This window comes from Paraburkholderia lacunae, from assembly GCF_003353175.1.
Taxonomy (GTDB): domain Bacteria; phylum Pseudomonadota; class Gammaproteobacteria; order Burkholderiales; family Burkholderiaceae; genus Paraburkholderia; species Paraburkholderia lacunae.
Map to the genome: position 1 here is coordinate 74,771 of NZ_QHKS01000002.1, position 21,922 is coordinate 96,692.

The 21,922-nt window shown below is 64.2% G+C and carries 20 protein-coding genes and 1 tRNA gene; 16 read left to right on the forward strand and 5 right to left on the reverse strand.

Features of this window, described 5'->3' with window-relative positions:
• Window positions 1–58 precede the first annotated feature (58 nt).
• The 14 genes from def to DLM46_RS03180 all read left to right on the forward strand — a co-directional run bounded on the left by def (window position 59) and on the right by DLM46_RS03180 (window position 12,965).
• The gene (gene def, locus DLM46_RS03115; RefSeq protein WP_115099334.1) at window positions 59–562 is read left to right on the forward strand and encodes a peptide deformylase; all 504 of its coding nucleotides are present in this window, start codon (window positions 59–61) and stop codon (window positions 560–562) included.
• A 31-nt stretch (window positions 563–593) separates the two neighbouring features.
• On the forward strand, window positions 594–1,583 hold the full coding sequence (gene fmt, locus DLM46_RS03120; RefSeq protein ID WP_115099335.1) for a methionyl-tRNA formyltransferase: 990 nt from the start codon (window positions 594–596) through the stop codon (window positions 1,581–1,583).
• Between the two features lie 113 nt (window positions 1,584–1,696).
• Entirely contained in the window at window positions 1,697–2,338 is a 642-nt protein-coding gene (locus DLM46_RS03125) for a LysE family translocator (RefSeq protein ID WP_115099336.1), read from the forward strand.
• Between the two features lie 103 nt (window positions 2,339–2,441).
• The gene (gene htpX, locus DLM46_RS03130; protein ID WP_115099337.1) at window positions 2,442–3,299 is read left to right on the forward strand and encodes a zinc metalloprotease HtpX; all 858 of its coding nucleotides are present in this window, start codon (window positions 2,442–2,444) and stop codon (window positions 3,297–3,299) included.
• A 316-nt stretch (window positions 3,300–3,615) separates the two neighbouring features.
• Window positions 3,616–5,055: a 16S rRNA (cytosine(967)-C(5))-methyltransferase RsmB gene (gene rsmB, locus DLM46_RS03135; RefSeq protein ID WP_115099338.1), complete on the forward strand. Its 1,440-nt coding sequence runs from the start codon at window positions 3,616–3,618 to the stop codon at window positions 5,053–5,055.
• Window positions 5,052–5,651, forward strand: coding sequence for a DUF4390 domain-containing protein (locus tag DLM46_RS03140; protein WP_115099622.1), 600 nt, complete (start codon window positions 5,052–5,054; stop codon window positions 5,649–5,651). Before rsmB ends, DLM46_RS03140 begins: the two co-directional genes overlap by 4 nt.
• Window positions 5,641–8,055, forward strand: coding sequence for a sensor histidine kinase (locus tag DLM46_RS03145; protein WP_115099339.1), 2,415 nt, complete (start codon window positions 5,641–5,643; stop codon window positions 8,053–8,055). Before DLM46_RS03140 ends, DLM46_RS03145 begins: the two co-directional genes overlap by 11 nt.
• On the forward strand, window positions 8,056–8,745 hold the full coding sequence (esaR, locus tag DLM46_RS03150; RefSeq protein ID WP_115099340.1) for a response regulator transcription factor EsaR: 690 nt from the start codon (window positions 8,056–8,058) through the stop codon (window positions 8,743–8,745).
• 96 nt (window positions 8,746–8,841) lie between these two features.
• A tRNA-Phe gene (locus DLM46_RS03155) sits at window positions 8,842–8,917 on the forward strand.
• A 453-nt stretch (window positions 8,918–9,370) separates the two neighbouring features.
• Window positions 9,371–10,102 (forward strand): 7-cyano-7-deazaguanine synthase QueC, encoded by a 732-nt coding sequence (queC, locus tag DLM46_RS03160; protein ID WP_115099341.1) that lies wholly within the window; start codon window positions 9,371–9,373, stop codon window positions 10,100–10,102.
• Between the two features lie 67 nt (window positions 10,103–10,169).
• Window positions 10,170–10,802: a 7-carboxy-7-deazaguanine synthase gene (gene queE, locus DLM46_RS03165; RefSeq protein WP_115099342.1), complete on the forward strand. Its 633-nt coding sequence runs from the start codon at window positions 10,170–10,172 to the stop codon at window positions 10,800–10,802.
• A gap of 9 nt (window positions 10,803–10,811) precedes the next feature.
• Window positions 10,812–11,255, forward strand: a complete 444-nt coding sequence (queD, locus tag DLM46_RS03170; RefSeq protein ID WP_115099623.1) for a 6-carboxytetrahydropterin synthase QueD — start codon at window positions 10,812–10,814, stop codon at window positions 11,253–11,255.
• Between the two features lie 229 nt (window positions 11,256–11,484).
• The gene (locus DLM46_RS03175) at window positions 11,485–12,267 is read left to right on the forward strand and encodes an HpcH/HpaI aldolase family protein (protein ID WP_115099343.1); all 783 of its coding nucleotides are present in this window, start codon (window positions 11,485–11,487) and stop codon (window positions 12,265–12,267) included.
• Window positions 12,264–12,965, forward strand: coding sequence for a tetratricopeptide repeat protein (locus tag DLM46_RS03180; RefSeq protein ID WP_115099344.1), 702 nt, complete (start codon window positions 12,264–12,266; stop codon window positions 12,963–12,965). The genes DLM46_RS03175 and DLM46_RS03180 overlap by 4 nt, the downstream gene beginning before the upstream one ends.
• Window positions 12,966–13,124: 159 nt before the next feature.
• Here DLM46_RS03180 and rodA read toward each other — a convergent pair whose 3' ends face one another.
• From rodA to DLM46_RS03205, 5 genes are all read right to left on the reverse strand, one after another.
• On the reverse strand, window positions 13,125–14,273 hold the full coding sequence (rodA, locus tag DLM46_RS03185; protein ID WP_115099345.1) for a rod shape-determining protein RodA: 1,149 nt from the start codon (window positions 14,271–14,273) through the stop codon (window positions 13,125–13,127).
• Window positions 14,274–14,283: 10 nt separating this feature from the next.
• On the reverse strand, window positions 14,284–16,665 hold the full coding sequence (gene mrdA / locus DLM46_RS03190) for a penicillin-binding protein 2 (RefSeq protein ID WP_115099346.1): 2,382 nt from the start codon (window positions 16,663–16,665) through the stop codon (window positions 14,284–14,286).
• A 141-nt stretch (window positions 16,666–16,806) separates the two neighbouring features.
• Window positions 16,807–17,319 (reverse strand): rod shape-determining protein MreD, encoded by a 513-nt coding sequence (gene mreD, locus DLM46_RS03195; protein ID WP_115099347.1) that lies wholly within the window; start codon window positions 17,317–17,319, stop codon window positions 16,807–16,809.
• Complete coding sequence (gene mreC, locus DLM46_RS03200; RefSeq protein ID WP_115099348.1) at window positions 17,316–18,389, reverse strand: rod shape-determining protein MreC; 1,074 nt, start codon at window positions 18,387–18,389, stop codon at window positions 17,316–17,318. Before mreC ends, mreD begins: the two co-directional genes overlap by 4 nt.
• A gap of 153 nt (window positions 18,390–18,542) precedes the next feature.
• Window positions 18,543–19,586, reverse strand: a complete 1,044-nt coding sequence (locus DLM46_RS03205) for a rod shape-determining protein (protein ID WP_004189550.1) — start codon at window positions 19,584–19,586, stop codon at window positions 18,543–18,545.
• Between the two features lie 378 nt (window positions 19,587–19,964).
• Here DLM46_RS03205 and gatC point away from each other — a divergent pair, with 378 nt between their 5' ends.
• Window positions 19,965–20,264, forward strand: a complete 300-nt coding sequence (gene gatC / locus DLM46_RS03210) for an Asp-tRNA(Asn)/Glu-tRNA(Gln) amidotransferase subunit GatC (protein WP_115099349.1) — start codon at window positions 19,965–19,967, stop codon at window positions 20,262–20,264.
• A gap of 169 nt (window positions 20,265–20,433) precedes the next feature.
• Window positions 20,434–21,921, forward strand: a complete 1,488-nt coding sequence (gatA, locus tag DLM46_RS03215) for an Asp-tRNA(Asn)/Glu-tRNA(Gln) amidotransferase subunit GatA (RefSeq protein WP_115099350.1) — start codon at window positions 20,434–20,436, stop codon at window positions 21,919–21,921.
• Window position 21,922 lies beyond the last annotated feature (1 nt).

Here is a 21,922-nt window from a genome sequence, read left to right on the forward strand (position 1 = left end):
CGAATGGCCAACGCGAACCTTCCACCGGTGCGCGGCGCCTGAAATCAACTTCAAGATCATGGCTTTACTGAATATCCTCAATTACCCGGACAAACGGCTGCACAAGATCGCGAAGCCGGTCGAAGCGGTCAACGACCGCATCCGCCGCCTCGTCGCGGACATGGCCGAAACGATGTACGCCGCGCCCGGTGTCGGCCTTGCCGCGACCCAAGTGGACGTGCATGAGCGCGTGGTCGTGATCGACGTGTCGGACGCGCACGACGAATTGCTCGTCTTCATCAACCCGGAACTCATCTGGTCGAGCGACGAGCGGAAGCTTTCGGAAGAAGGCTGCTTGTCGGTGCCGGGCATCTACGACAACGTGGAGCGCGCCGAGAAAGTGCGGGTGCGGGCGCTGAACGAGAAGGGCGAAACCTTCGAGATGGACTGCGAAGGGCTGCTCGCGGTCTGCATCCAGCACGAAATGGATCACCTGATGGGCCGCGTGTTTGTCGAGTACCTTTCGTCGCTGAAGCAGACGCGTATCAAGAGCAAGATGAAGAAGCTCGCCCACGCGATGTAATTCGCGTCCATTTCGCCTACTGCTCCCGTTCATGAGTCATTCGTTGCGCGTCGTCTTTGCCGGTACGCCGGAGTTCGCCGCGGCCGCACTGGCCGCGATCCACAGCGTCGGTTTTCCAGTACCGCTCGTGCTGACCCAACCCGACCGGCCCGCCGGACGCGGAATGAAATTGCAGGCGAGCCCGGTAAAGCGCTATGGGCAGGAGCATGGCCTTGCCGTCGCGCAGCCGCCGTCGCTGCGCCGCGCCGGCAAGTACCCAGCCGAAGCCGCAGCCGCGATCGAGCTGCTGTGCGCCACGCCGCACGACGTGATGGTGGTGGCCGCGTACGGCCTGATCCTGCCGCAGGAAGTGCTGGATATCCCGCCGCATGGCTGCATCAACATTCACGCATCGCTGTTGCCGCGCTGGCGCGGCGCCGCGCCGATCCACCGGGCAATTGAAGCGGGCGACGCGCAAACCGGCATCACGCTGATGCAGATGGATGTCGGCCTCGACACCGGCGCCATGATTTCCGAAGCGCGCACACCGATTTCCGACGACGACACCACGGCTACCCTGCACGACCGGCTTGCGCGGGACGGCGCGAAGCTGATTGTCGAGGCGCTGGGCGAACTCGAGCGCAACGGCAAGCTGCCGGCGACGCCACAACCTGCGGACGGCACGACTTACGCGGAAAAGATCGGCAAGCACGAAGCCGCGCTCGACTGGCGACGGCCGGCCGCCGTTCTTGCGCGGCAGGTCCGTGCATTTGACCCGTTCCCCGGCGGCGTGGCCACGCTGGAAGACGGCGTGTCGGTCAAGATCTGGGCAGCCGTGCCGGCACAAACGCAAGGCCATGGCGGCATTCCTGGCACGATCACCGATGTGTCGCCCGAAGGCGTTGTGGTGGCCTGCGGGGAAGGCGCGCTGTGTCTCACGCAACTGCAGAAACCCGGCGGCAAGCGCTTGCCGGTACGCGAATTTCTGGCCGGCGCGACGCTGGCCGCGGGGCAGCATTTCCAGCTTCCCGACGCACAATAACAGCGGTGCGCGTGTCCTGAACATCGTCCGTTCGGCCGATGTTCGGCGCCCCCGCCGCATGCTTGCGGCGCGTTAGAATCCTCCATGCAACAGCCCAGTTTTCGAGGATTTCCATGTTCGGCATCACCCATTTCGCGTTTTTCGTCGTCGCCGTTTTTTTGTTGAACGTGACGCCCGGCCCCGATACGGCCTATATCGTCGGGCGCAGTGTCGCGCAGGGGCGCGGGGCGGGTCTGATGTCGGCGCTCGGTATTTCCGCCGGATGCTGTGTCCATTCGCTTGCCTGCGCGTTCGGCCTGACGGCGTTGCTGGCTGCTTCGGCCACCGCTTTCACCGTGATCAAGTTTGTCGGCGCGATTTATCTGATTTATCTGGGCGTGCGGCTGATTTTCGCGAAGCCCGCGGTAGACGAGGCGGCGGGCGAAGCGCGTGCGGCGGGCGCGCCGAAGTCGCTGCGTCAGTTGTTCCTGCAAGGCTTCTGGACCAACGTGCTGAACCCGAAGGTGGTGCTGTTCTTCGTCTCTTTCTTTCCCCAGTTCGTGACGACCGGTAGCGACCACAAGGCGCTCGCGTTCCTCACGCTCGGCGTTGTGTTCGTGGTGATGAGCATGATCTGGAACAGTTTCGTTGCGTGGATCGCGGGAAGCGTCACGCAGCGTTTCTCCGGCAAACCATCAGTGAAGAAGTGGCTGGATCGCGGCGTCGGCAGTGCATTCGTCGGATTGGGCATCAAGCTCGCCACCGCATCACGATAATTGAATTTTCCTCGCGCGCCCATATCTAACAGTTCGCTTACAATCAGGCGCCGCGATGACGCGGCGCAGATATGAACCCGCGTTAGGGCAAGGAGTTGCAGACATGTTCAATTGGGTCAAAACCGCGATGTTGATGGCCGCGATCACGGCCCTTTTCATCGTGATCGGCGGGATGATCGGCGGGTCGCGCGGTATGACGATCGCACTGGTGATCGCCCTCGGAATGAATTTCTTTTCGTACTGGTTCTCGGACAAGATGGTCCTGCGCATGTATAACGCGCAGGAAGTGGACGAGACGAGCGCGCCGCAGTTTTACCGGATGGTGCGCGATCTCGCCACCCGCGCCGGCTTGCCGATGCCGCGCGTCTACTTGATCAACGAAGACGCGCCGAACGCGTTCGCCACCGGCCGCAATCCGGAGCACGCAGCGGTCGCCGCCACCACAGGTATCCTGCGCGTGCTGTCCGAGCGCGAGATGCGCGGCGTGATGGCGCACGAACTGGCGCACGTGAAGCACCGCGACATCCTGATCTCCACCATCTCGGCCACGATGGCGGGCGCCATCTCCGCGCTGGCGAACTTCGCGATGTTCTTCGGTGGACGTGACGAAAACGGCCGTCCCACGAATCCGGTCGCGAGCATTGCCGTCGCATTGCTCGCGCCGATCGCCGGCGCGCTGATCCAGATGGCGATTTCGCGTGCACGTGAATTCGAAGCGGACCGCGGCGGCGCGCAGATTTCCGGCGACCCGCAAGCGCTCGCTTCCGCGCTCGACAAGATTCATCGTTACGCGAGCGGCATTCCGTTTCCCGCGGCCGAACAGCATCCGGCCACCGCGCAGATGATGATCATGAATCCGCTGTCGGGCGGCGGCATCGCGAATCTGTTCTCGACGCACCCGGCCACTGAGGAACGCATCGCGCGGTTGATGGAAATGGCGCGCACCGGGCGCTTTGAATAACGGATAACGGCGGGGCGCCGATGGCGAGGCGCGAACGGCGAGGTGCGAACGGTGTGTGATGAAAGGCGTGTGATGAAAGGCGAGTCCGCGGGCTCGCCTTTTTTATGAGGCGGAGAATATTGCACGCGCGAGCGGCGCCGCCGCCGCCGCCGCCGGATACAACCGATGTGAAAGCCTGTCACGCCGGCGGCAGGTTCGGGTCATACGCGCCGGTCGCCGCGGCCAGGCCCTCCTGCCGCAGAAGCCCCCGCGCTGCACCACGCTACAATGTGTTGTTTGCGTCGCGCGCTCCGCGCGGCCTGCCTTTGCCTCTTTCATGATCCCAAAGCCTTCTTCGCGTTCTGCTTCCCAACCGGCGCGTCCGCGCGAATCACGTCTTTCGGTGCTGCATCTCGCACCCGAATCGCTCGGTTTTGCGCTCGACTGCGCAGGCCAGGCCGTTGGCGCCGTGCGCCTCGGCGCGGCGTTGCCGGCCGCCCTGCAATCCGTGTTCGTGTCCGCGCCTGAAGGCAGCGCTGCCGCTGCGCGCGGCGCGGTGCAGGACATCGCGTATCGCACGATGCGACGCCTGGCCACCGCCGAATGGCTGATCGCGAAGCTGGTAAAGAAGGCGCCGCCTCCACACGTCGGCCACGTGCTGGCCTGTGCGCTCGCCTTGCTCGTCGACGATGAAGCGAGTGCTGCTTACGCGCCGTTCACGGTCGTCGATCAGGCTGTCAGCGCAATCGGCGCGCGTCGTGAATTCGCGTTTGCGAAAGGACTCGTCAACGCCGTGTTGCGTCATTTCCTACGCGAGCGTGAGACGCTGCTCAGCGCATTGCAGGCCGACGAAGTGGCGCGCTGGAATTACCCTGCGTGGTGGATCGACGCAGTCAAGCGCGCATGGCCCGACGCGTGGCAAGCGGTGCTCGCCTCCGGCAACACGCAAGGTCCGCTGACGTTGCGCGTGAACGCACGGCGCTCGACAGTCGATGCCTATCTGCAAGTGCTGCAGGATCATCACATCGCCGCGAGCCGAGCCGGCGACTACGCTGTCCGGCTGGCCACGCCGATGCCGGTCGACCGTATCCCCGGCTTCAACGACGGCGTCGTATCGGTGCAGGACGCCGGTGCGCAACTCGCGGCGCAACTGCTCGGCGTGCGCGACGGCATGCGCGTGCTCGATGCGTGCGCGGCGCCTGGCGGCAAGACCGGTCATTTGCTGGAGCTGGCCAACCTCCAACTCGTCGCGCTTGAAAGCGACGCGTCGCGCGCACGCCGCATCGGTGAAAATTTGCAGCGGCTCAAGCTCGACGCGGAAGTGCGCATCGGCGACGCGGGCCAGCCGTCAAAATGGCATGACGACATCGACCAGCCGTTCGATCGCATTCTCGCCGACGTGCCGTGCTCGGCATCGGGCATCGTGCGGCGTCATCCGGATATTCGCTGGCTGCGCCGTGCGTCGGATATTCCCGCGCTGGTCGCCGAACAGCGCCGCATTCTCGACGCGCTGTGGCCGCTCGTGAAGCCCGGCGGCGAGTTGCTCTACGTTACATGCTCGATCTTCCCCGAAGAAGGCGAGTTGCAGGCGCAGTGGTTTGGAGACAAATACCAGGATGCGGTACGATTGGACGCGCCGGGGCAACTTTTACCCGCAGTTGCCCGCGCGCCCGCCGACACATCGGCCGCTTCCCATGCCGGACACGCCGCTGAAGATGGCGCCGGCTCGAACTCAGACCACGACGGATTTTTCTACGCGCGCTTTCAGAAACGGTGACCATCAAACGCTTCTTCCCGCTTCGGCTCGCAGCCGTGCTCTGGATCGCGCTGGCCGTATGGCTTGCCGCACCGGGCGCGGCGCACGCTGACTCGATCGCGGTGCCGCGTGCGTCGCTGCAGGCGGACAATACCGGATGGAACCTGGACGCGCGCTTCGACTTCGATCTGAACAGCAATCTCGAAGACGCGGTCAATAAAGGCATTCCGCTTTATTTCACGACCGATTTCGAGTTGAGCCGGCCGCGTTGGTACTGGTTCGACGAGCAACCGGTGAGCGTGTCGCAGAGCATTCGGCTGTCGTTCCAGCCGCTCACGCGCGAGTACCGCGTGTCGAGCGTGTCGTCGGGCGGTTTGCAGCTCGGCTTCACGACGCTCAAGGACGCGCTCGCGGTGATCAAGCACGTTACCTCGTGGCATGTGATCGACCGCAATCAGGTGCATGCCGGCGAGACTTACAACGCCTCCGTGCGCATGCAACTCGACATCGCGCTGATGCCCAAGCCGTTCCAGATCGACGCGGTGAACAACCGCGACTGGAATCTCTCTTCGGAGTGGAAGCGCTTTACCTTCACGGTGACCGAACGTGCTAAATAGAGTGCGCCGAGCCACCAGTGTCAGCAGCATCGTCGTGCGCGTGCTGGTGTCGACGGTCGCCGTGACGGCCGTGTTGCTGCTCGTCCTGCTGGCGGCGGCGAGCGCGAATACCGAATTCTTCGACCGCTATTACCAGTGGCTGTATGCGGCCAACCTCGTGGTCGCGATGATCTTCCTGCTGGTGGTGGCCACGCTCGTCATCATCATCATCGCGCGGCTACGGAAGGGTAAGTTCGGCACCAGGCTGTTAGCGAAGCTAGCGTTTTTCATGGCGCTGGTCGGCGTGGTGCCGGGCGGGATCATTTACGTCGTGTCGTATCAGTTCGTGTCGCGCAGTATCGAGTCGTGGTTCGACGTGAACGTCGAAACCGCGCTGACCTCGGGCCTGAATCTCGGCCGCGGCATGCTCGACGCGTCGCTGTCCGATCTGCAGACCAAGGGCCGTTTGATGGCCGAGCAACTGGCGAGCGCGGACGCGGCCGGCACGACGCTCACGCTCCTGCGCTTGCGCGATCAGTTCGGCGTGCAGGACGCGACGATCGTCGAACCCACCCGCAGCATGTCGGGCGCGACGCCGGACATGCACGTGGTCGCACAGGCGTCCGGCAATTTCGCGACGCTCGTGCCGAACGACTTGCCCACGCCGTTGATGATCGATCAGGCGCGCGGCCGCGGTTTCGCCGCGATCGAGGGCGAGGTCGACGGCGATCCGCACGCGCACGGCAGCAAGGGCGCGTTGCGGCTGCGCGTCGTGCAGCGCATTCCGGATTCGAACGCGGCGCTGCTGCAACCCACCGAACGTTTCCTGCAACTCACGCAGCCGGTGTCGCCGTCGCTCGCGCACAATGCCGATGCCGTGCAGCGCGCGTATCGCGAGTATCAGGAGAAGGCGCTAGGCCGCACCGGCTTGCGCAAGATGTACATCGGCACGCTGACGCTCGCGCTGTTCCTCGCCACCTTCATCGCGATGATGCTGGCGCTCGCGCTCGGCAATCAGCTTGCGCGGCCGTTGTTCCTGCTCGCGCAGGGCACCAAGGAAGTGACCGAAGGCGACTACACGCCGAAGCGTGAAATCAAGTCGCGTGACGAACTGGGCTTCCTCACGCAGTCGTTCAACGCGATGACGCGGCAGTTGTCCGAAGCGCGCGCGGCGGTCGAGAACAACCGTATCGCGCTCGAGCATTCGAAGGCCTATCTGGAGAGCATTCTCGCGAACCTGACGGCGGGCGTGTTCGTGTTCGACCGGCAGTTCCGCCTCACCACCGCGAACCGCGGCGCCGAACGGATCTTCCGCCAGCAGTTCCAGGAGGTGTTGGGTTTGGCGCTCGAGCAGATCGGCGTGTTGAGCGAATTCGGCGGCATGGTGCGCAAGGCCTTTGCCGATCGCGAGGCCGCGAGCGGCGACGGTCACGACGACCGCGGCCACTGGCAGCAGCAGTTCTCCGTGCAGGTGCCGGGCGAAACGGAACCGCTCACCTTGCTCGTGCGCGGCGCGCGCCTTGTGTCCGCCACCGAGCGCGACGCCGAAGACATGCAGACCTCCGGCTACGTCGTCGTGTTCGACGACATCTCCGACGTGATCTCCGCACAGCGTTCGATCGCGTGGGGTGAGGTCGCGCGGCGCCTCGCGCATGAGATCAAGAATCCGCTCACGCCGATCCAGCTTTCGGCCGAGCGCTTGCAGATGAAGCTCGCCGACAAGCTCTCGCCATCGGATGCCGATGTGCTCAAGCGCGGCGCGACCACGATCGTCAACCAGGTCGCGGCGATGAAGCAGATGGTCGACAATTTCCGCGACTATGCGCGTACGCCGCCGGCGGTGCTCGCGCATCTGCAGCTGAACGATCTGGTCAGCGAAGTACTCACGCTGTACGGTATCGAGGAAGGCAAGAGCGCGATCGAGGTGGAGCTCGCGGAGTTGCCGGTGATCCGCGGCGACGCGACGCAATTGCGTCAGGTGATTCACAACCTGCTGCAGAACGCGCAGGATGCAGTGGCCGAGCTCGAGCAACCACGTGTGTTGCTCGAGACGAGGACAGTAGAATACGGAGACCCCGACGCGGAAGGCAAGGTGCACGTCGCGGTGCGTCTGACCGTGTCGGATAACGGGCCGGGCTTCCCCGCGCGTATCCTCACACGTGCATTCGAGCCTTACGTGACGACCAAGGCCAAAGGTACGGGCCTCGGTCTCGCGATGGTCAAGAAGATCGTCGACGAACACGGCGCGCGAATCGACATTCGCAACCGCATGAAAGCGGGCGATGTGATCGAAGGCGCGCAGATTTCGATCCTCTTCCTTCAACTGGCAGATGATGTCGCGGCGCCTGAAGCGGGGCCGCGGGCGGCGCACGGTGGTGCGTCGCAGGGAACGACAAAAGCAACAGTGCAGACAAGGGCAGCGTAAATGGCAACCATCCTGGTGGTAGATGATGAAATGGGCATCCGGGAATTGCTCTCGGAGATCCTGAGCGACGAGGGGCATGTCGTAGAGGCCGCGGAAAACGCGCAGGAAGCGCGCGACTTCCGTTTGCGCCAGGCGCCCGATCTGGTGTTGCTCGACATCTGGATGCCCGATACCGACGGCGTGACGTTGCTCAAGGAGTGGGCCGCGCAAGGGCAACTGACAATGCCGGTGATCATGATGTCCGGCCACGCGACGATCGATACGGCGGTCGAAGCGACCAAGATTGGCGCGCTCAATTTTCTCGAGAAGCCGATTGCGTTGCAGAAGCTGTTGAAGGCCGTCGAGCAAGGGCTGGCGCGTGGCAATGCGGCGAGTGCGCCAGGCGGCGCGGCAATCAAGCCGGCCTTGCCGACGAATACGTCGGCAGTGGCGTCGTCGGCGGCGTTGCCGATGCTGTCGGCCGACGGCATGAGCAGCGGCGCATTGGCGGCGCAAACAGCGTCGATCTCGTTCGATATTCCGCTGCGCGACGCACGCGACGCGTTCGAGCGCGCGTACTTCGAATATCACCTCGCGCGCGAGAACGGCAGCATGACGCGCGTGGCTGAGAAGACGGGCCTGGAGCGCACGCACCTGTATCGCAAGCTCAAGCAACTCGGTGTGGATCTCGGCAAGAACAAAGGGGAGTGAAGGTCCACGTAATGCGCGCCGATTCTGCCCCGGCAGATTTTTTCGAGAGGGGGCTTGCCGTGCTGCTGACCCTTTGATATCATTTCGTTCTTCGTTGGCCCGGTAGCTCAGTTGGTAGAGCAGCGGATTGAAAATCCGCGTGTCGATGGTTCGATTCCGTCCCAGGCCACCAGGATTCAGCCCCAGGAAATCGCAAGATTCCTGGGGCTTTTCCTTTTCTGACGGGCTTTCATTGCTTCCGGCTTGGGCGCATCACGCGGGCGCGGTGTGCCAGGCGACGTTCGGCGTCGCGTGATAAAATCGCGACAGTTCAAGGACTTGCACGTGAGCGCGTCGCCTGAATGCCGACTGGGTGCCAACCGGGTACCGCCGCGTCAGGCAAGTCCTTTCGCCTTGCTGGAGCGGGCCTTCCGCGGCTTCCCAGTCGCAAAGGCCGGGGCCCGCAACAGACGCCGAACCCATCGCCCGCCGATTAACGGTATAAGCGCCCAGCGACTCTGCATGCGGAAGGCGCGGCCTATACTGGTTTGGGCCGGCAGCAGTGCCGGCATGCGTCGCGCCGCGTTGCTTGCATGGCGCACCTCGCGCAGCGCGACGCGGCACTCATCATTCACGGAGTTTCACGGTGATCCGCAAAGACGCTAAACGTAGCGCTCTGGTGCTGTTTTCCGGCGGCCAGGATTCCGCCACGTGCCTTGCTTGGGCGCTCGAACGTTATGAAACGGTCGAAACGCTCGGCTTCGATTATGGTCAGCGGCACCGGGTCGAACTCGAATGCCGCGAAGGTTTTCGTAACGCCGTGGTGCGCGCTTTTCCGGCGTGGGCCGACCGTCTCGGCGACGATCACATGATCGATCTGTCGGTGCTCGGTTCGATCAGCGAAACCGCGATGACGCGCGAGATCGAGATCGAAGCCACGGCGAACGGTTTGCCGAATACGTTCGTGCCGGGCCGCAATCTGATGTTCATGACGATCGCCGCGGCTATCGCGTATCGGCGCGGTTTGCAGGTGCTGGTCGGCGGGATGTGCGAGACGGATTTCTCGGGTTACCCCGATTGCCGCGACGATACGATGAAGGCATTGCAGGTCACGCTGAACCTCGGCATGGACAAGCGCTTCCTGCTCGAAACGCCGTTGATGTGGCTCGACAAGGCCGACACATGGCGTCTCGCACACGAGCTGGGCGGCGACGAACTGGTCGAACTGGTGCGCGTCGAAACGCATACGTGCTACGTCGGCGAACGTGCCGAATTGCATGCCTGGGGCTTCGGCTGCGGCGAGTGCCCGGCGTGCCGCTTGCGCAAGCGTGGGTACGAAGCGTATCTGTCAGGCGAAAAGGTCACGGAGCCGGTTTGATGCAGCAGTACCGCCCGGACGCGCGCGGCATACGCAATCACATTCAGGAACACAGGCAGAAAGCAGCATGACGTACGCGGTCAAGGAAATCTTCTACACATTGCAGGGCGAGGGCGCGAATGCCGGGCGCCCGGCCGTGTTTTGCCGGTTCGCCGGTTGCAATCTGTGGTCGGGCCGCGAAGAAGATCGCGCCGAAGCCGTGTGCCGCTTCTGTGATACGGACTTCGTCGGCACTGACGGCGAGAACGGCGGCAAGTACCGCACCGCCGAAGAACTGGTGCAGATGATCGTGTCGCTGTGGCCGGAAGGCGAGGGCGAACGCTTCGTAGTGTGCACGGGCGGTGAACCGATGCTGCAGATCGATCAGCCGTTCGTCGACGCGCTGCATGCCGCCAGGTTCGAAATCGCCATCGAAACCAACGGCTCGCTGCCGGTGCTCGAGACGATCGACTGGGTCTGCGTGAGCCCGAAGGCTGACGCGCCGCTCGTCGTCACCAAAGGCAACGAACTGAAGGTGGTGATTCCGCAGGACAACCAGCGCCTGTCCGAGTACGCGAAGCTCGACTTCGAGTATTTTCTCGTCCAGCCGATGGACGGCCCGTCGCGCGAGCTCAACACCAGGCTCGCGATCGACTGGTGCAAACGCCATCCGCAATGGCGCCTGTCGATGCAGACCCACAAGTATCTGAACATTCCCTGATTTGCCGTGCTGACGATTACACGAAAACTCGAATTCGACGCGGGTCACCGCATCCCTGACCACCGCAGCCAGTGCCGTAACCTGCACGGGCATCGCTATGTGCTCGAAATCACGCTGCAAGGCGACCTGGTCGACACCGAGGGCGCGCCGGATCGCGGCATGGTGATGGACTTCGCCGACGTGAAGTCGCTCGCCGTCGAGCATCTGGTCGACAAGTGGGATCACGCGTTCCTCGTCTACGAAGGCGATACGCAGGTGCGCGGCTTTCTGGAAACCATGGCGGGGCATAAGACCGTCGTGCTCGACCGCATTCCGACGGTCGAAAACCTGGCCGCGGTTGCGTTCGAGATCCTCGCGAACGTCTACGACGCGCATTACGGCGTGAATCTGCGCTTGCACAAGGTGCGTCTGTACGAGACGCCGAACTGCTGGGCCGACGTGGTCCGCGACTGAAGCTGCGGTCAGTAGCACGACCCGCAGTACGACTCGCAGCACGACCCACCCCCGCGTTATTGTCACGGTATGATCGTTCCGATAACCACACGGAGCGAGACATGCCGGTCACCGCATTGCGTCGCAACAGGCACGCCGGCCGCCACGGCCTTGGCGGCCATCAGGTTCGCCACATCGACGTCCTTTCCCGAGTTTCAGGCGATGTGTTCCAGCGCCGGGGAGCGCGGCGATGAGCACCTTCACCAATCCCCTCAAGCAGCGTCTGGCGGAAACCGATCCGCTGTTCGGCCTGTGGCTGTCGCTCGGTAGCGAATCGGCGGCCGAGGCGCTCGCGCATGCCGGTTTCGACTGGCTGCTGATCGACATGGAGCACTCCCCCAACGATAGCGCCGACGTCACCTCGCAATTGCGCGCGATCGCCGCTGCGCATCTGCCGAGCGAGCCTGTCGTGCGGTTGCCCGCGAGCGAGGCGTGGCTCGTCAAGCGCGTGCTGGACGCCGGCGCGCGCACGCTGATGTTCCCGAATATCGAGTCCGCCGAGGAGGCGGCACGCGCCGTGCGTCTCACGCAATATCCGACCACCGAGGCGCCCGACGGTTTGCGCGGTGTGGCGGGCGCGGTGCGTGCTGCGTCGTACGGCATGCGGCGCGACTACGTGCAGACGGCCAACGCGCAGATCGCGACCATCGTGCAGGTCGAGTCGGCGCGCGGCTTGCAGGAAGTGGACAGGATTGCAGCGACGCCGGGCGTCGATTGCCTGTTCGTCGGACCGGCCGATCTGGCCGCGAGCCTCGGTCATCTCGGCGATTCGAAGCATGCCGACGTGCAGGCGGCGACCGCGCGCATTGTCAGCGCCGCCGACAGGTCCGGCATCGCAGCCGGAATTTTTGCCATGGATGTCGCCAGCGCGAAGCAGTATCGCGACGCCGGTTTCCGTTTTATCGCGCTGGCCGCGGACGTCATGTGGATGTTGCGCGCGACTCGCCAGGCGTTGCAGGAGGTGAGGACATGATGGGGATGGTGCAGTGCGTCGTCGTGCGTCTGGCGGTGACAGCGGCGTTGATGGCGAGCGTGATGGCGCATGCGCAGGACAAGATCGCGAAGTCGGCCGATCCCGAGACGCAAACCGCGGTCGCCGATTACAACGCGGGTAATCTGAAGGCCGCGCTTGCCGAGTTCCGTCAAGCCGCGGAGCACGGCAGCCGGCTCGCCGAGTTCAACTACGCGATGATGCTGCTCAACGGCGAAGGCACCACCGCGAATGTCGACGAAGGCAAGAAGTGGCTGCGCAAGGCCGCCGACGCGAACATGTCTCACGCGCAGTACGTGTACGGCAAGATGTACGACGATGGCGAATTCGTCGGCCGCGATCCGGTCGAGGCGCATCGGTGGTTTTTGAAGGCCGCGCAGCAGGGGCACGTGCAGGCGGAACTGGCGCTCGCCAACCAGTTCCTCGACGGCCGCGGCACCGAGCGCGACAACAAGCAGGCCTTCGTCTGGTACAAGAAGGCGGCGCAAGGCGGCGACATGACCGCGCAATACGTGACCGGCTCGTTCTACGAGCGCGGCGGCGACGGCGTGGACAAGAATCTGAACGTGGCGCGCGCGTACTACGCGGCAGCGGCGGCGCAGGGCGATCCGGCGGCGCGTCTGAAGTATCAGCAACTGAGCGCGCAATTGCGGGATCAGAAGGAAGTGAAACCGCAGTGAATGAAAAAGGGGCGCTCCCTGTGAACTGCACCCCAAAGGTTGAATCGGTGTCCAACTTTTGGGGTGCAGTTCACGGCGGTGCGCCCCTCCTGTTTCTTGAGCCGTTCATGGCCGGCTTTGACCCTGTCGCTTCAGCTCTGCCTTTCTAACCCGGCCGTTTTAACTCTGCATCAACCGCTTCTGCCGCGCGACGCTCATGATCAGGCCGATCGCGACCCCCAGCGTAGTCAGCGCAGTGCCGCCGTAACTCATGAACGGCAACGGCACGCCGACCACCGGCAAGATTCCGCTCACCATCCCGATGTTGACGAACGCATAGGTGAAGAACGCCATCGTCAGCGAACCGGCCAGCAGGCGTCCAAACAGCGTCGCGCCATTGGCTGCGATGTACAGACCGCGTGCGATCAGCAGCATGTACAGCGTCAGCAGCACGACGCCGCCCGCCAGCCCGAACTCCTCGGAAAACACCGCAAAGATGAAGTCGGTGTGTTTCTCCGGGATGAACTCCAGATGCGCCTGTGTGCCCTTCAGCCAGCCTTTGCCGAGCGGGCCGCCCGAGCCGATCGCAATCACCGCCTGGATCGTGTGGAAGCCCTTGCCGAGCGGATCGGAGGTCGGATCGAGCAGCGTGCAGATGCGGTGCTTCTGATAGTCGTGCATCAGCGGCCACTGCACTTCGGGCTGACAGATCTTGTCCTGGAACGCGGCGATCGAACCGACCGCGATCACGCCGGCAATCAGCACCGGCACGATCAGCTTGAAACTCAGCCCGGCGAAGTAGATCACGAAGAGACCGGCGGCGAACACCAGTACGGCGGTGCCCAGGTCGGGCTGCTTGGCAATCAATCCGACCGGCACGGCGAGGATAAGCAGGCCGACCAGATAGTCGTACCAGCGCATCACACCTTCGCGGCGCTGATAGTACCAGGCGAGCATCAATGGCGTGGCGATCTTCAGAATCTCGGACGGCTGGATCACGACGCCGACGTTGATCCAGCGCTTCGCGCCCTTGCGCGTCAAACCGAACAGGGCCACTGCGACCAGTAACGCGATACCGAACGTATAGAGCGGTACCGCGAAGCGCATCAGCGTGGTGGGCGGCACATTGGCGAGCGCCCACATCAGCACGAACGTCAGCATGATGTTGCGCAACTGGTCTTCCACGCGGCCGGGGACGTCCAGGCTCGCGCTGTACAGCGTGACGATGCCGACGCACAACAGCAGAAACACGATCAGCGCGAGCGGGCGATCGAAGCCCGCGAACATTCGCTTGATGCGGTCGAGCCAGGCGCGCTTGTCGAATTGCATGCCTTTCTCCTTACTCGTCGATGCCGCCGGAAACCGGCTGGCGTGGCGACGTGGACTGAATGCCGTCATCCGGCGACGGTCCCCCAAGGGGACTTCCTCCGGGGCGTGCGGCGGCGCTCGGCGCCGCTTCGCTGCTCGGACGGGGCTTGCGCGGGCTGGCGGACTTGCGCGGCGGCGGATTCTTTGCGGCAGTGGCCGCAGACGCAGCAACGGCCGTTGATGCAGCGGGGGCCGATGCACGGGGAGCCGATACGCCCGCTGCAGCAGCCGTGGCAGCAGGTGCCGATGTCGCCGCTGCAGCCGACGCGGCAGCCGCAGCCGAGGCCGCTGAGGCCGCCGCGGCCGCCGAAGCGGCACCGGGTATCGGCAGCGCGGTGAAGCCCGCCGCAACCTTGACCGGCTGCACCGCTTCTTGCGGCGCCGGTGCGCCACCCACTTCCGGCGCGGAGGCATCCTGCGTCGCCGAGGCTGCCGCCTCTACGGCCGCCGCTTCAGCGCCCGGCTTCATCCGGCCGACCAGGTAATAGTCGAGCACGCGCCGTGCGACCGGACCGGCCGCCTCCGCGCCCCAGCCGCCGTTCTCGACGATCAGCGCGAGCGCGATCTTCGGCTGCTCGGCGGGTGCGAATGCGATGAACAGCGCGTGGTCGCGCAGATGTTCGGCGATCGCGTGGCCCTTGTAGTTCGCGCCTTGCAGCGAATACACCTGGGCGGTGCCGGTTTTGCCGGCCGCCTGATACGGCGCGCCGATGAACAGTTTCGACGCTGTGCCGTTCGTCACGACGCCTTCCATCGCACGCTTGATGACGTCGATGTCCGCTTGCTTCACGGCGATCTTGTCGCTCGGATCGCGCACGACCGCGCGGGTTTCCTTCGTAATCGGATTTTCGATGTCGCGCACGAGGTGCGGCTTCATCACGACGCCATTGTTCGCGAGCGTCGCCGTGGCGTGCGCGAGCTGCAGAATGGTGAACGAGTTGTAGCCCTGGCCGATGCCCAGGCTGATCGTTTCGCCCTCGTACCAGCGCTGCTGCTCGGGCTTGCGATACGCCTTGCGCTTCCATTCCGTCGACGGCAGGATGCCGCGCGCTTCGCCCGAAATATCGATGCCGGTGATCTGGCCGAAGCCCCACGGTTTCATGAAGCTGGCGATCGCGTTGACGCCGAGATCGTGTGCGAGCATGTAGAAATACGTGTCGTTCGACACGACGATCGCGCGGTTCATGTCGACCCAGCCCTGGCCCGAGCGTATGTCGTTGCGGAACGTGTGGCCGCCGAACGTGTACGAGCCCGGATCCTGGAAGCCCCAGCCCGGCGTGCGCTTGTGCAGCGTCAGCGCGGCGAGCGCCATGAACGGCTTGTAGGTCGAGCCCGGCGGATAGGTGCCGTGCAGTGGACGGTTCAGCAGCGGGTGGTCCGGCGAGTTGTTCAGTTCGTCCCAGGTCTGCTGATCGATGCCGTCGACGAAGGAATTCGGATCGAAGCTCGGCGCCGACACAAAGGCGAGGACGTCGCCCGTCGACGGTTCGATCGCCACCAGCGCGCCGCGGCGCCCCGCGAAGGCTTGCTCGGCGACTTGCTGCAAGCCGATATCGAGCGACAGCACGAGGTTGTTGCCGGGTGTCGCCTGGGTGCGCGACAGCGTGCGCACCGGCCGGCCGCCGGCGGTCACTTCGACTTCCTCGAAGCCGGTCTGGCCGTGCAGTTCCGTTTCGTAGTTCTGCTCGACGCCGATCTTGCCGATGTAGTCGGTGCCCTTGTAGTTGTTCGCGTCCAGACGCGGATCGTAGTGATCCGGATCGCTGTCGTTCTGATCGCTGGCGTCGTCGATGCGCTCCTGGTCGCGCTGCGAAATCCGCCCGATGTAGCCAATCACGTGCGCCGCGGTCGGCCCGAGCGGATATTGGCGGAAGAGGCGCGCGCGCACTTCGACGCCCGGAAAGCGGAAGCGCTGCGCGGTGAAGCGTGCGACTTCGTCGTCCGTGAGGCGGGTGCGGATCGGCAGGCTCTCGAAGTTCTTCGAGTCTTCCTGCAGCTTCTTGAAGCGGCGGCGGTCGCGTGCGTCGATCGAAACCACGCTCGACAGATTGTCGATCACGTTTTCGAGCGAATCGTTCAGCTTGGACGGCGTGATTTCGAGCGTGTACGCCGAGTAGTTCTTGGCCAGCACCACGCCGTTGCGGTCGGTGATGATGCCGCGGTTCGGCACGATCGGCGCGACCGAGATGCGGTTTTCGTCCGCCTGGAGCGAGTACTTGCTGTAGTGCCAGACCTGCAGGAACAGGAAGCGCAAGCCGATCAGCCCGAAGCACACGAACACGAACAGGCCCGCCGCCGCGACGCGCAGGCGGAACTTCGAGAGCTGTTGCTGAGTGTCCTTGAATTCGGTCATGCGATTCTGCAAAGGGCCGTGTGACGGCCATGATGAGTGTGCGCCCAATCCGGCCGGAACCGGAAGGCAAGAACAGCGATGCGCGTCGAGCGGGCCGGCAGCGTAGGTTCCATCAGAACGGCCGGTTCGCTCGATGCGCGGTCAAATCGGCCGCGTATCGTCCGGATCGGCGGGGCGGCGCTGCGGCATCAGCAGCAGCGTGCTGGCGATCGGCCACAGCACGGCCTCGACGAAGCCGTCGATCAGGTAACCCCAGCCCGGAAACGCCGCGCCCGTCAGCAGACGGATCACGAATGGCACCAGTTGCGCGATCACCAGCAGCGGCATCACCGCGAAGGTTTGCACGCCGAGCGACATCCACAGCACGCGGCGATGGATCGTAATCGCCCCATACGACAGCAGCGTATAAGCCAGCGCATGTTCGCCGAGCAGGCTGGCGTTGTGCACGTCCATCAGCAAACCGAGGAAAAACGCGATGCCCATGCCGACCTTGCGTGGCTGGTGCACGTTCCAGAACAGCAGCACCAGCGCGACGAAGTCGGGTACGCCGGCGAGGCGTCCCCACGGCATCAGGTTCAGCAAGAACGCCGCGGCGAGGCTGAAGGCGATGAAGTACGGATTGACCGGCTGCAGAATGTATTGCGGACGGTTCATGGCTTGGCCCCCGGCGTGGCTTGCGGCTTGGCGCTCTTGTCGGCGGCCGGTTTCTTCTCCGCGGCGGCGGGTTTGGCGGGCGGGGTTTTGTCGGCGCCCTTGGCGGCCGGCTTGTCAGCGGGCTTCGCGGCGTTCTTGTCCGCGGCGGCTTTGCTTTCCGCGGCCTTGGCGCCTTTCTTCTTCGCGTCTTTTGCGGCGGCGGCCGCATCGGGCTCTTCCGCCGGACGCGGCGGCACATTGTTCAGGTAGTGCAGCACCAGCACCTGACGCGCGCCGCGCACTGGCGCGACCGGCAGGCAGATCACGCGCGCAAACGCCGTATCGGCCTGTTTATCGACGCGTACCACCTTTGCCACCGGCAGACCCGGCGGATACACGCCGTCGAGCCCACTCGTGACGAGCTCGTCGCCGGCTTGCACGTCGGCGCTGATCGGCACGAAGCGCAGATCGAGCGTATCGCCCTTCGGCGTGCCGTAAATCACGCTGCGCAAACCGGTGCGCACGATCTGCACGGGCACTGCCTGATCCTTGTCGGTCAGCAGCGTGACTTCGGCTTGCAGCGGGAACACGCGCGTCACCTGGCCGATCACGCCGTCTTCGTTGACGATCGGCGAGCCGTTCTGGATGCCTTGCTGCGCGCCGCGGCCGATCACCACCTTCTGCGTGAACGGATCGCGCGTGTCGTACTGGATTTCGGCGGGCAGCGATTGCGTGGTCGCGCGCTGCGACAGCTGCAGCAGCGCGCGCAAATGCGTATTTTCGGCGGCCAGTTCGGCCGCCGTATTGGCTTGTTGCGACAGCTGGAGATCTTTGGTGCGCAGCTTTTCGTTTTCGTGGCGCAAGGTGGCGCTGGTTACGGCCAGGTCGGCCGCGCCCATGAAAACGTCGCGCGGCACGAGGGCGGCGCGTTGCAACGGATAAAGACCCGCGCCGAGCACGCCGCGAACGATTTCGAGCGTTCTGAAGCGTGCGTCGGAGATCAGCAGGGCGAGCGCCAGCACGACAAAAAACACCAGCCGCGCGAGCGCGGACGGGCCTTGCTTGAACAGGGGCGGCGGACTGTATTCCATGGTCGGCGCCGGGGGCGTGAGCGGATGGGTGAGACGGCGGCGCGCGAGGGACGCGCGTTCAGTGCGCGGCGGCTGGTAGGCCCAGCCAACGGCAAACCGGCCCACAAGGGGCCGTTTGCCTGATCCGCGCTACTGGCATGGAGACGGGCTCGCTTACTCGTACGAGAAGATGCTACCCAGCTTGTCCATGCGTTCGAGCGCCATGCCCGAGCCGCGCACCACGCACGTCAGCGGGTCTTCGGCGACGAGCACCGGCAGGCCGGTTTCTTCCGCGAGCAGGCGGTCCAGATCGCGCAGCAATGCGCCACCGCCCGTGAGCATCATGCCGCGCTCGGCGATGTCCGCGCCGAGTTCCGGCGGGGTCTGTTCGAGCGCGATCTTCACCGACGACACGATCTGGTTCAGCGGATCGGTGAGGGCTTCGAGGATTTCATTGCTGGAGATCGTGAAGCTGCGCGGGATGCCTTCCGACAGATTGCGGCCCTTCACTTCCATTTCCTTGACTTCGGAACCCGGGAACGCGGAACCGATTTCCTTCTTGATGGCTTCAGCGGTTTGTTCGCCGATCAGCATGCCGTAGTTGCGGCGGATGTAGTTGACGATGGCTTCGTCGAACTTGTCGCCGCCCACGCGCACCGAGCCCTTGTAGACGATGCCGCCGAGCGAGATCACGCCCACTTCGGTCGTGCCGCCGCCGATATCGACGACCATCGAGCCGGTGGCTTCCGAGACCGGCAGGCCGGCGCCGATGGCGGCGGCCATGGGTTCTTCGATCAGATAGACCTGCGATGCGCCGGCGCCGTGCGCCGCTTCTTTAATCGCACGACGCTCGACCTGGGTCGAACCGCACGGCACGCAGATGATGATGCGCGGCGACGGCGAGAACATGCGCGATTCGTGAGCCGTTTTGATGAACTGCTTGATCATCTGCTCAGTGACGGTGAAGTCGGCGATCACGCCGTCTTTCATCGGGCGGATCGCCTCGATATTGCCCGGCACCTTGCCGAGCATCTGCTTGGCTTCCTTGCCGACTGCCTGAATGGTTTTCTTACCGTTGGGGCCGCCTTCCTGGCGGATCGAGACCACCGACGGTTCATCGAGAACGATACCTTTGCCACGCATGTAGATGAGCGTGTTGGCAGTGCCAAGGTCAATCGCCAGATCGTTGGAGAAGTAGCTGCGCAAAAAACCGAACATTCAAAATCCTGTCTCGCTTGGCGCCGGGCCTCGCAACGTATGCGCAGGGCGGCAGCGGAAAAAATAACAGCTTCAACCGGGCGGAAGCGGCGCCACAGGAACTTGAAGCTGCGGGGGAGTCTACCGGAGGCCGGAGCAAAGCCAAGTTGGCGAATCCGTACTATCCGTGGGAATTGTCCAGAAAGGCTTTGGTAAGTCGGTCCGGGTTTGGGTCGAACGCGTAATGATACCTTATAATTTTGGTTGTTTTGAAGGAAACGGACGGCACTTTTTGCTGCCGCTGGCCCCTTTTTCGAGGCGTTCCTCCAGTGTCGTAACCCGCTGTCGCAGCATTGTTTTTCCGCGCTGCGGCGGTCCACCACATTTTCCGGTGACTGCATGGCTCTGACCCTGACCGATGTTAAACGTATCGCGCATCTTGCGCGGCTCGAACTGGCCGACGCCGACGCTGAGCACACGCTCGCCCAGCTCAATGATTTCTTCGGCCTCGTCGAGCAGATGCAGGCAGTCGATACCACTGGCATCGCGCCGCTTGCCCATCCGATCGAACAGATCGAAGACGTCGCGCTGCGTCTGCGTGACGATGCCGTAACCGAAGTCGTTCAACGCGAAGCTTTCCAGCGCCCGGCGCCGGCTGTCCAGGATGGCCTGTACCTCGTGCCGAAGGTGATCGAATAAAGCCCGGCGCGGTGTGCGAGCGGAATGCCGCCCAGCGGACTGCCGCCCAACCGGTTCGCGCGCGCACCGTCCACTGAATCCGGCCTTCTCGGCTCGGCTTGCCGGCGGGCAGCCGAATGCCCCCACGGCGGCGTTGCCCACGCTGCCGCGCTCTTCAGGATGAAACGCAATGCATGAAAAAAGCTTGACCGAACTGCGTGCCGCACTCGCCGCCAAGGAATGCTCCGCAGTCGAACTGGCGCAGCTGTATCTGAAGCGGATCGATGCGGCCAACAGCCTGAACGCGTTTATTCAGGTCGACGCCGATCTGACGCTCGCGCAGGCGAAAGCCGCCGACGCGCTGCTCCACACCGGCCACGCCGGCCCGCTGGTCGGCCTGCCGGTCGCCCACAAAGATGTGTTCGTGACGAAGGGCTGGCGCTCCACCGCCGGCTCGAAGATGCTCGCGAACTACGAAAGCCCGTTCGACGCGACGGTGGTCGCGCGCTTGCAGAATGCCGGCATGGTGTGTGTGGGCAAGACCAATATGGACGAGTTCGCGATGGGCTCGTCCAACGAGAATTCCTACTTTGGCCCGGTGCAGAATCCGTGGGATCGTCAGGCCGTGCCGGGCGGTTCGTCCGGTGGATCGGCGGCGGCCGTGGCGGCGCGACTCGCGCCCGCGGCAACCGGCACGGATACCGGCGGCTCGATTCGTCAGCCGGCCTCGTTTTCCGGCATCACCGGTATCAAGCCGACCTACGGCCGCGTGTCGCGTTACGGGATGATCGCATTCGCGTCGTCGCTGGACCAGGGCGGCCCGATGGCGCAAACCGCCGCGGATTGCGCGACGCTGCTCAATGCCATGGCCGGTTTCGACGAACGCGATTCGACGAGCCTCACGCGCGCTGACGAAGACTTCACGCGCTACCTCGGCAAGACGTGGCAAGCGGATGGCGCGGACAAGCCGCTCGCCGGTTTGCGCATCGGCCTGCCGAAAGAGTATTTCGGCGCGGGTCTCGCCGACGACGTGCGTGCCTCGATCGACGCCGCACTGAAGCAATACGAAGCGCTCGGCGCAACGCTGGTCGAAGTCTCGCTGCCGAAAACCGAACTGTCGATCCCGGTGTACTACGTGATCGCGCCGGCCGAAGCTTCGTCGAACCTGTCGCGTTTCGACGGCGTGCGCTTCGGCCATCGCGCCGCGCAATATCGCGATCTGCTCGACATGTACAAGAAGTCGCGTGCCGAAGGTTTCGGCCCGGAAGTGAAGCGCCGCATTCTGGTCGGCGCCTATGTGCTCTCGCACGGCTATTACGACGCGTACTACCTGCAGGCGCAGAAGATCCGCCGCATCATCGCGCAGGATTTCCAGGAAGCATTCAGGCAGTGCGACGTGATCATGGGGCCGGTGGCGCCTTCCGTGGCGTGGGACATCGGCGCGAAGGGCGACGATCCCGTGCAGATGTATCTCGCTGACATCTACACGCTGTCGGTGAGTCTCGCCGGTTTGCCGGGCATGAGCGTGCCGTGCGGTTTCGGCGCGGGCGCGAATGCGCAGCGTCCGGTGGGTCTGCAGATCATCGGCAACTATTTCAATGAAGCCCGGATGCTGCAAGTGGCCGACGCGTTCCAGCGCGCGACCGACTGGCACCGCAAAGCACCGGCAGGAGTGTGAA

Excerpts from the sequence above, each read along its gene's own strand:
- rsmB (WP_115099338.1), top strand. The coding sequence starts at position 3,616 with ATGATCCCAAAGCCTTCTTCGCGTTCTGCTTCCCAACCGGCGCGTCCG.
- fmt (WP_115099335.1), top strand. The coding sequence starts at position 594 with ATGAGTCATTCGTTGCGCGTCGTCTTTGCCGGTACGCCGGAGTTCGCC.
- DLM46_RS03180 (WP_115099344.1), top strand. The coding sequence starts at position 12,264 with ATGATGGGGATGGTGCAGTGCGTCGTCGTGCGTCTGGCGGTGACAGCG.
- DLM46_RS03175 (WP_115099343.1), top strand. The coding sequence starts at position 11,485 with ATGAGCACCTTCACCAATCCCCTCAAGCAGCGTCTGGCGGAAACCGAT.
- rodA (WP_115099345.1), bottom strand. The coding sequence starts at position 14,273 with ATGCAATTCGACAAGCGCGCCTGGCTCGACCGCATCAAGCGAATGTTC.
- def (WP_115099334.1), top strand. The coding sequence starts at position 59 with ATGGCTTTACTGAATATCCTCAATTACCCGGACAAACGGCTGCACAAG.
- DLM46_RS03205 (WP_004189550.1), bottom strand. The coding sequence starts at position 19,586 with ATGTTCGGTTTTTTGCGCAGCTACTTCTCCAACGATCTGGCGATTGAC.
- esaR (WP_115099340.1), top strand. The coding sequence starts at position 8,056 with ATGGCAACCATCCTGGTGGTAGATGATGAAATGGGCATCCGGGAATTG.
- DLM46_RS03125 (WP_115099336.1), top strand. The coding sequence starts at position 1,697 with ATGTTCGGCATCACCCATTTCGCGTTTTTCGTCGTCGCCGTTTTTTTG.
- queE (WP_115099342.1), top strand. The coding sequence starts at position 10,170 with ATGACGTACGCGGTCAAGGAAATCTTCTACACATTGCAGGGCGAGGGC.
- htpX (WP_115099337.1), top strand. The coding sequence starts at position 2,442 with ATGTTCAATTGGGTCAAAACCGCGATGTTGATGGCCGCGATCACGGCC.
- gatC (WP_115099349.1), top strand. The coding sequence starts at position 19,965 with ATGGCTCTGACCCTGACCGATGTTAAACGTATCGCGCATCTTGCGCGG.
- mrdA (WP_115099346.1), bottom strand. The coding sequence starts at position 16,665 with ATGACCGAATTCAAGGACACTCAGCAACAGCTCTCGAAGTTCCGCCTG.
- mreD (WP_115099347.1), bottom strand. The coding sequence starts at position 17,319 with ATGAACCGTCCGCAATACATTCTGCAGCCGGTCAATCCGTACTTCATC.
- mreC (WP_115099348.1), bottom strand. The coding sequence starts at position 18,389 with ATGGAATACAGTCCGCCGCCCCTGTTCAAGCAAGGCCCGTCCGCGCTC.
- gatA (WP_115099350.1), top strand. The coding sequence starts at position 20,434 with ATGCATGAAAAAAGCTTGACCGAACTGCGTGCCGCACTCGCCGCCAAG.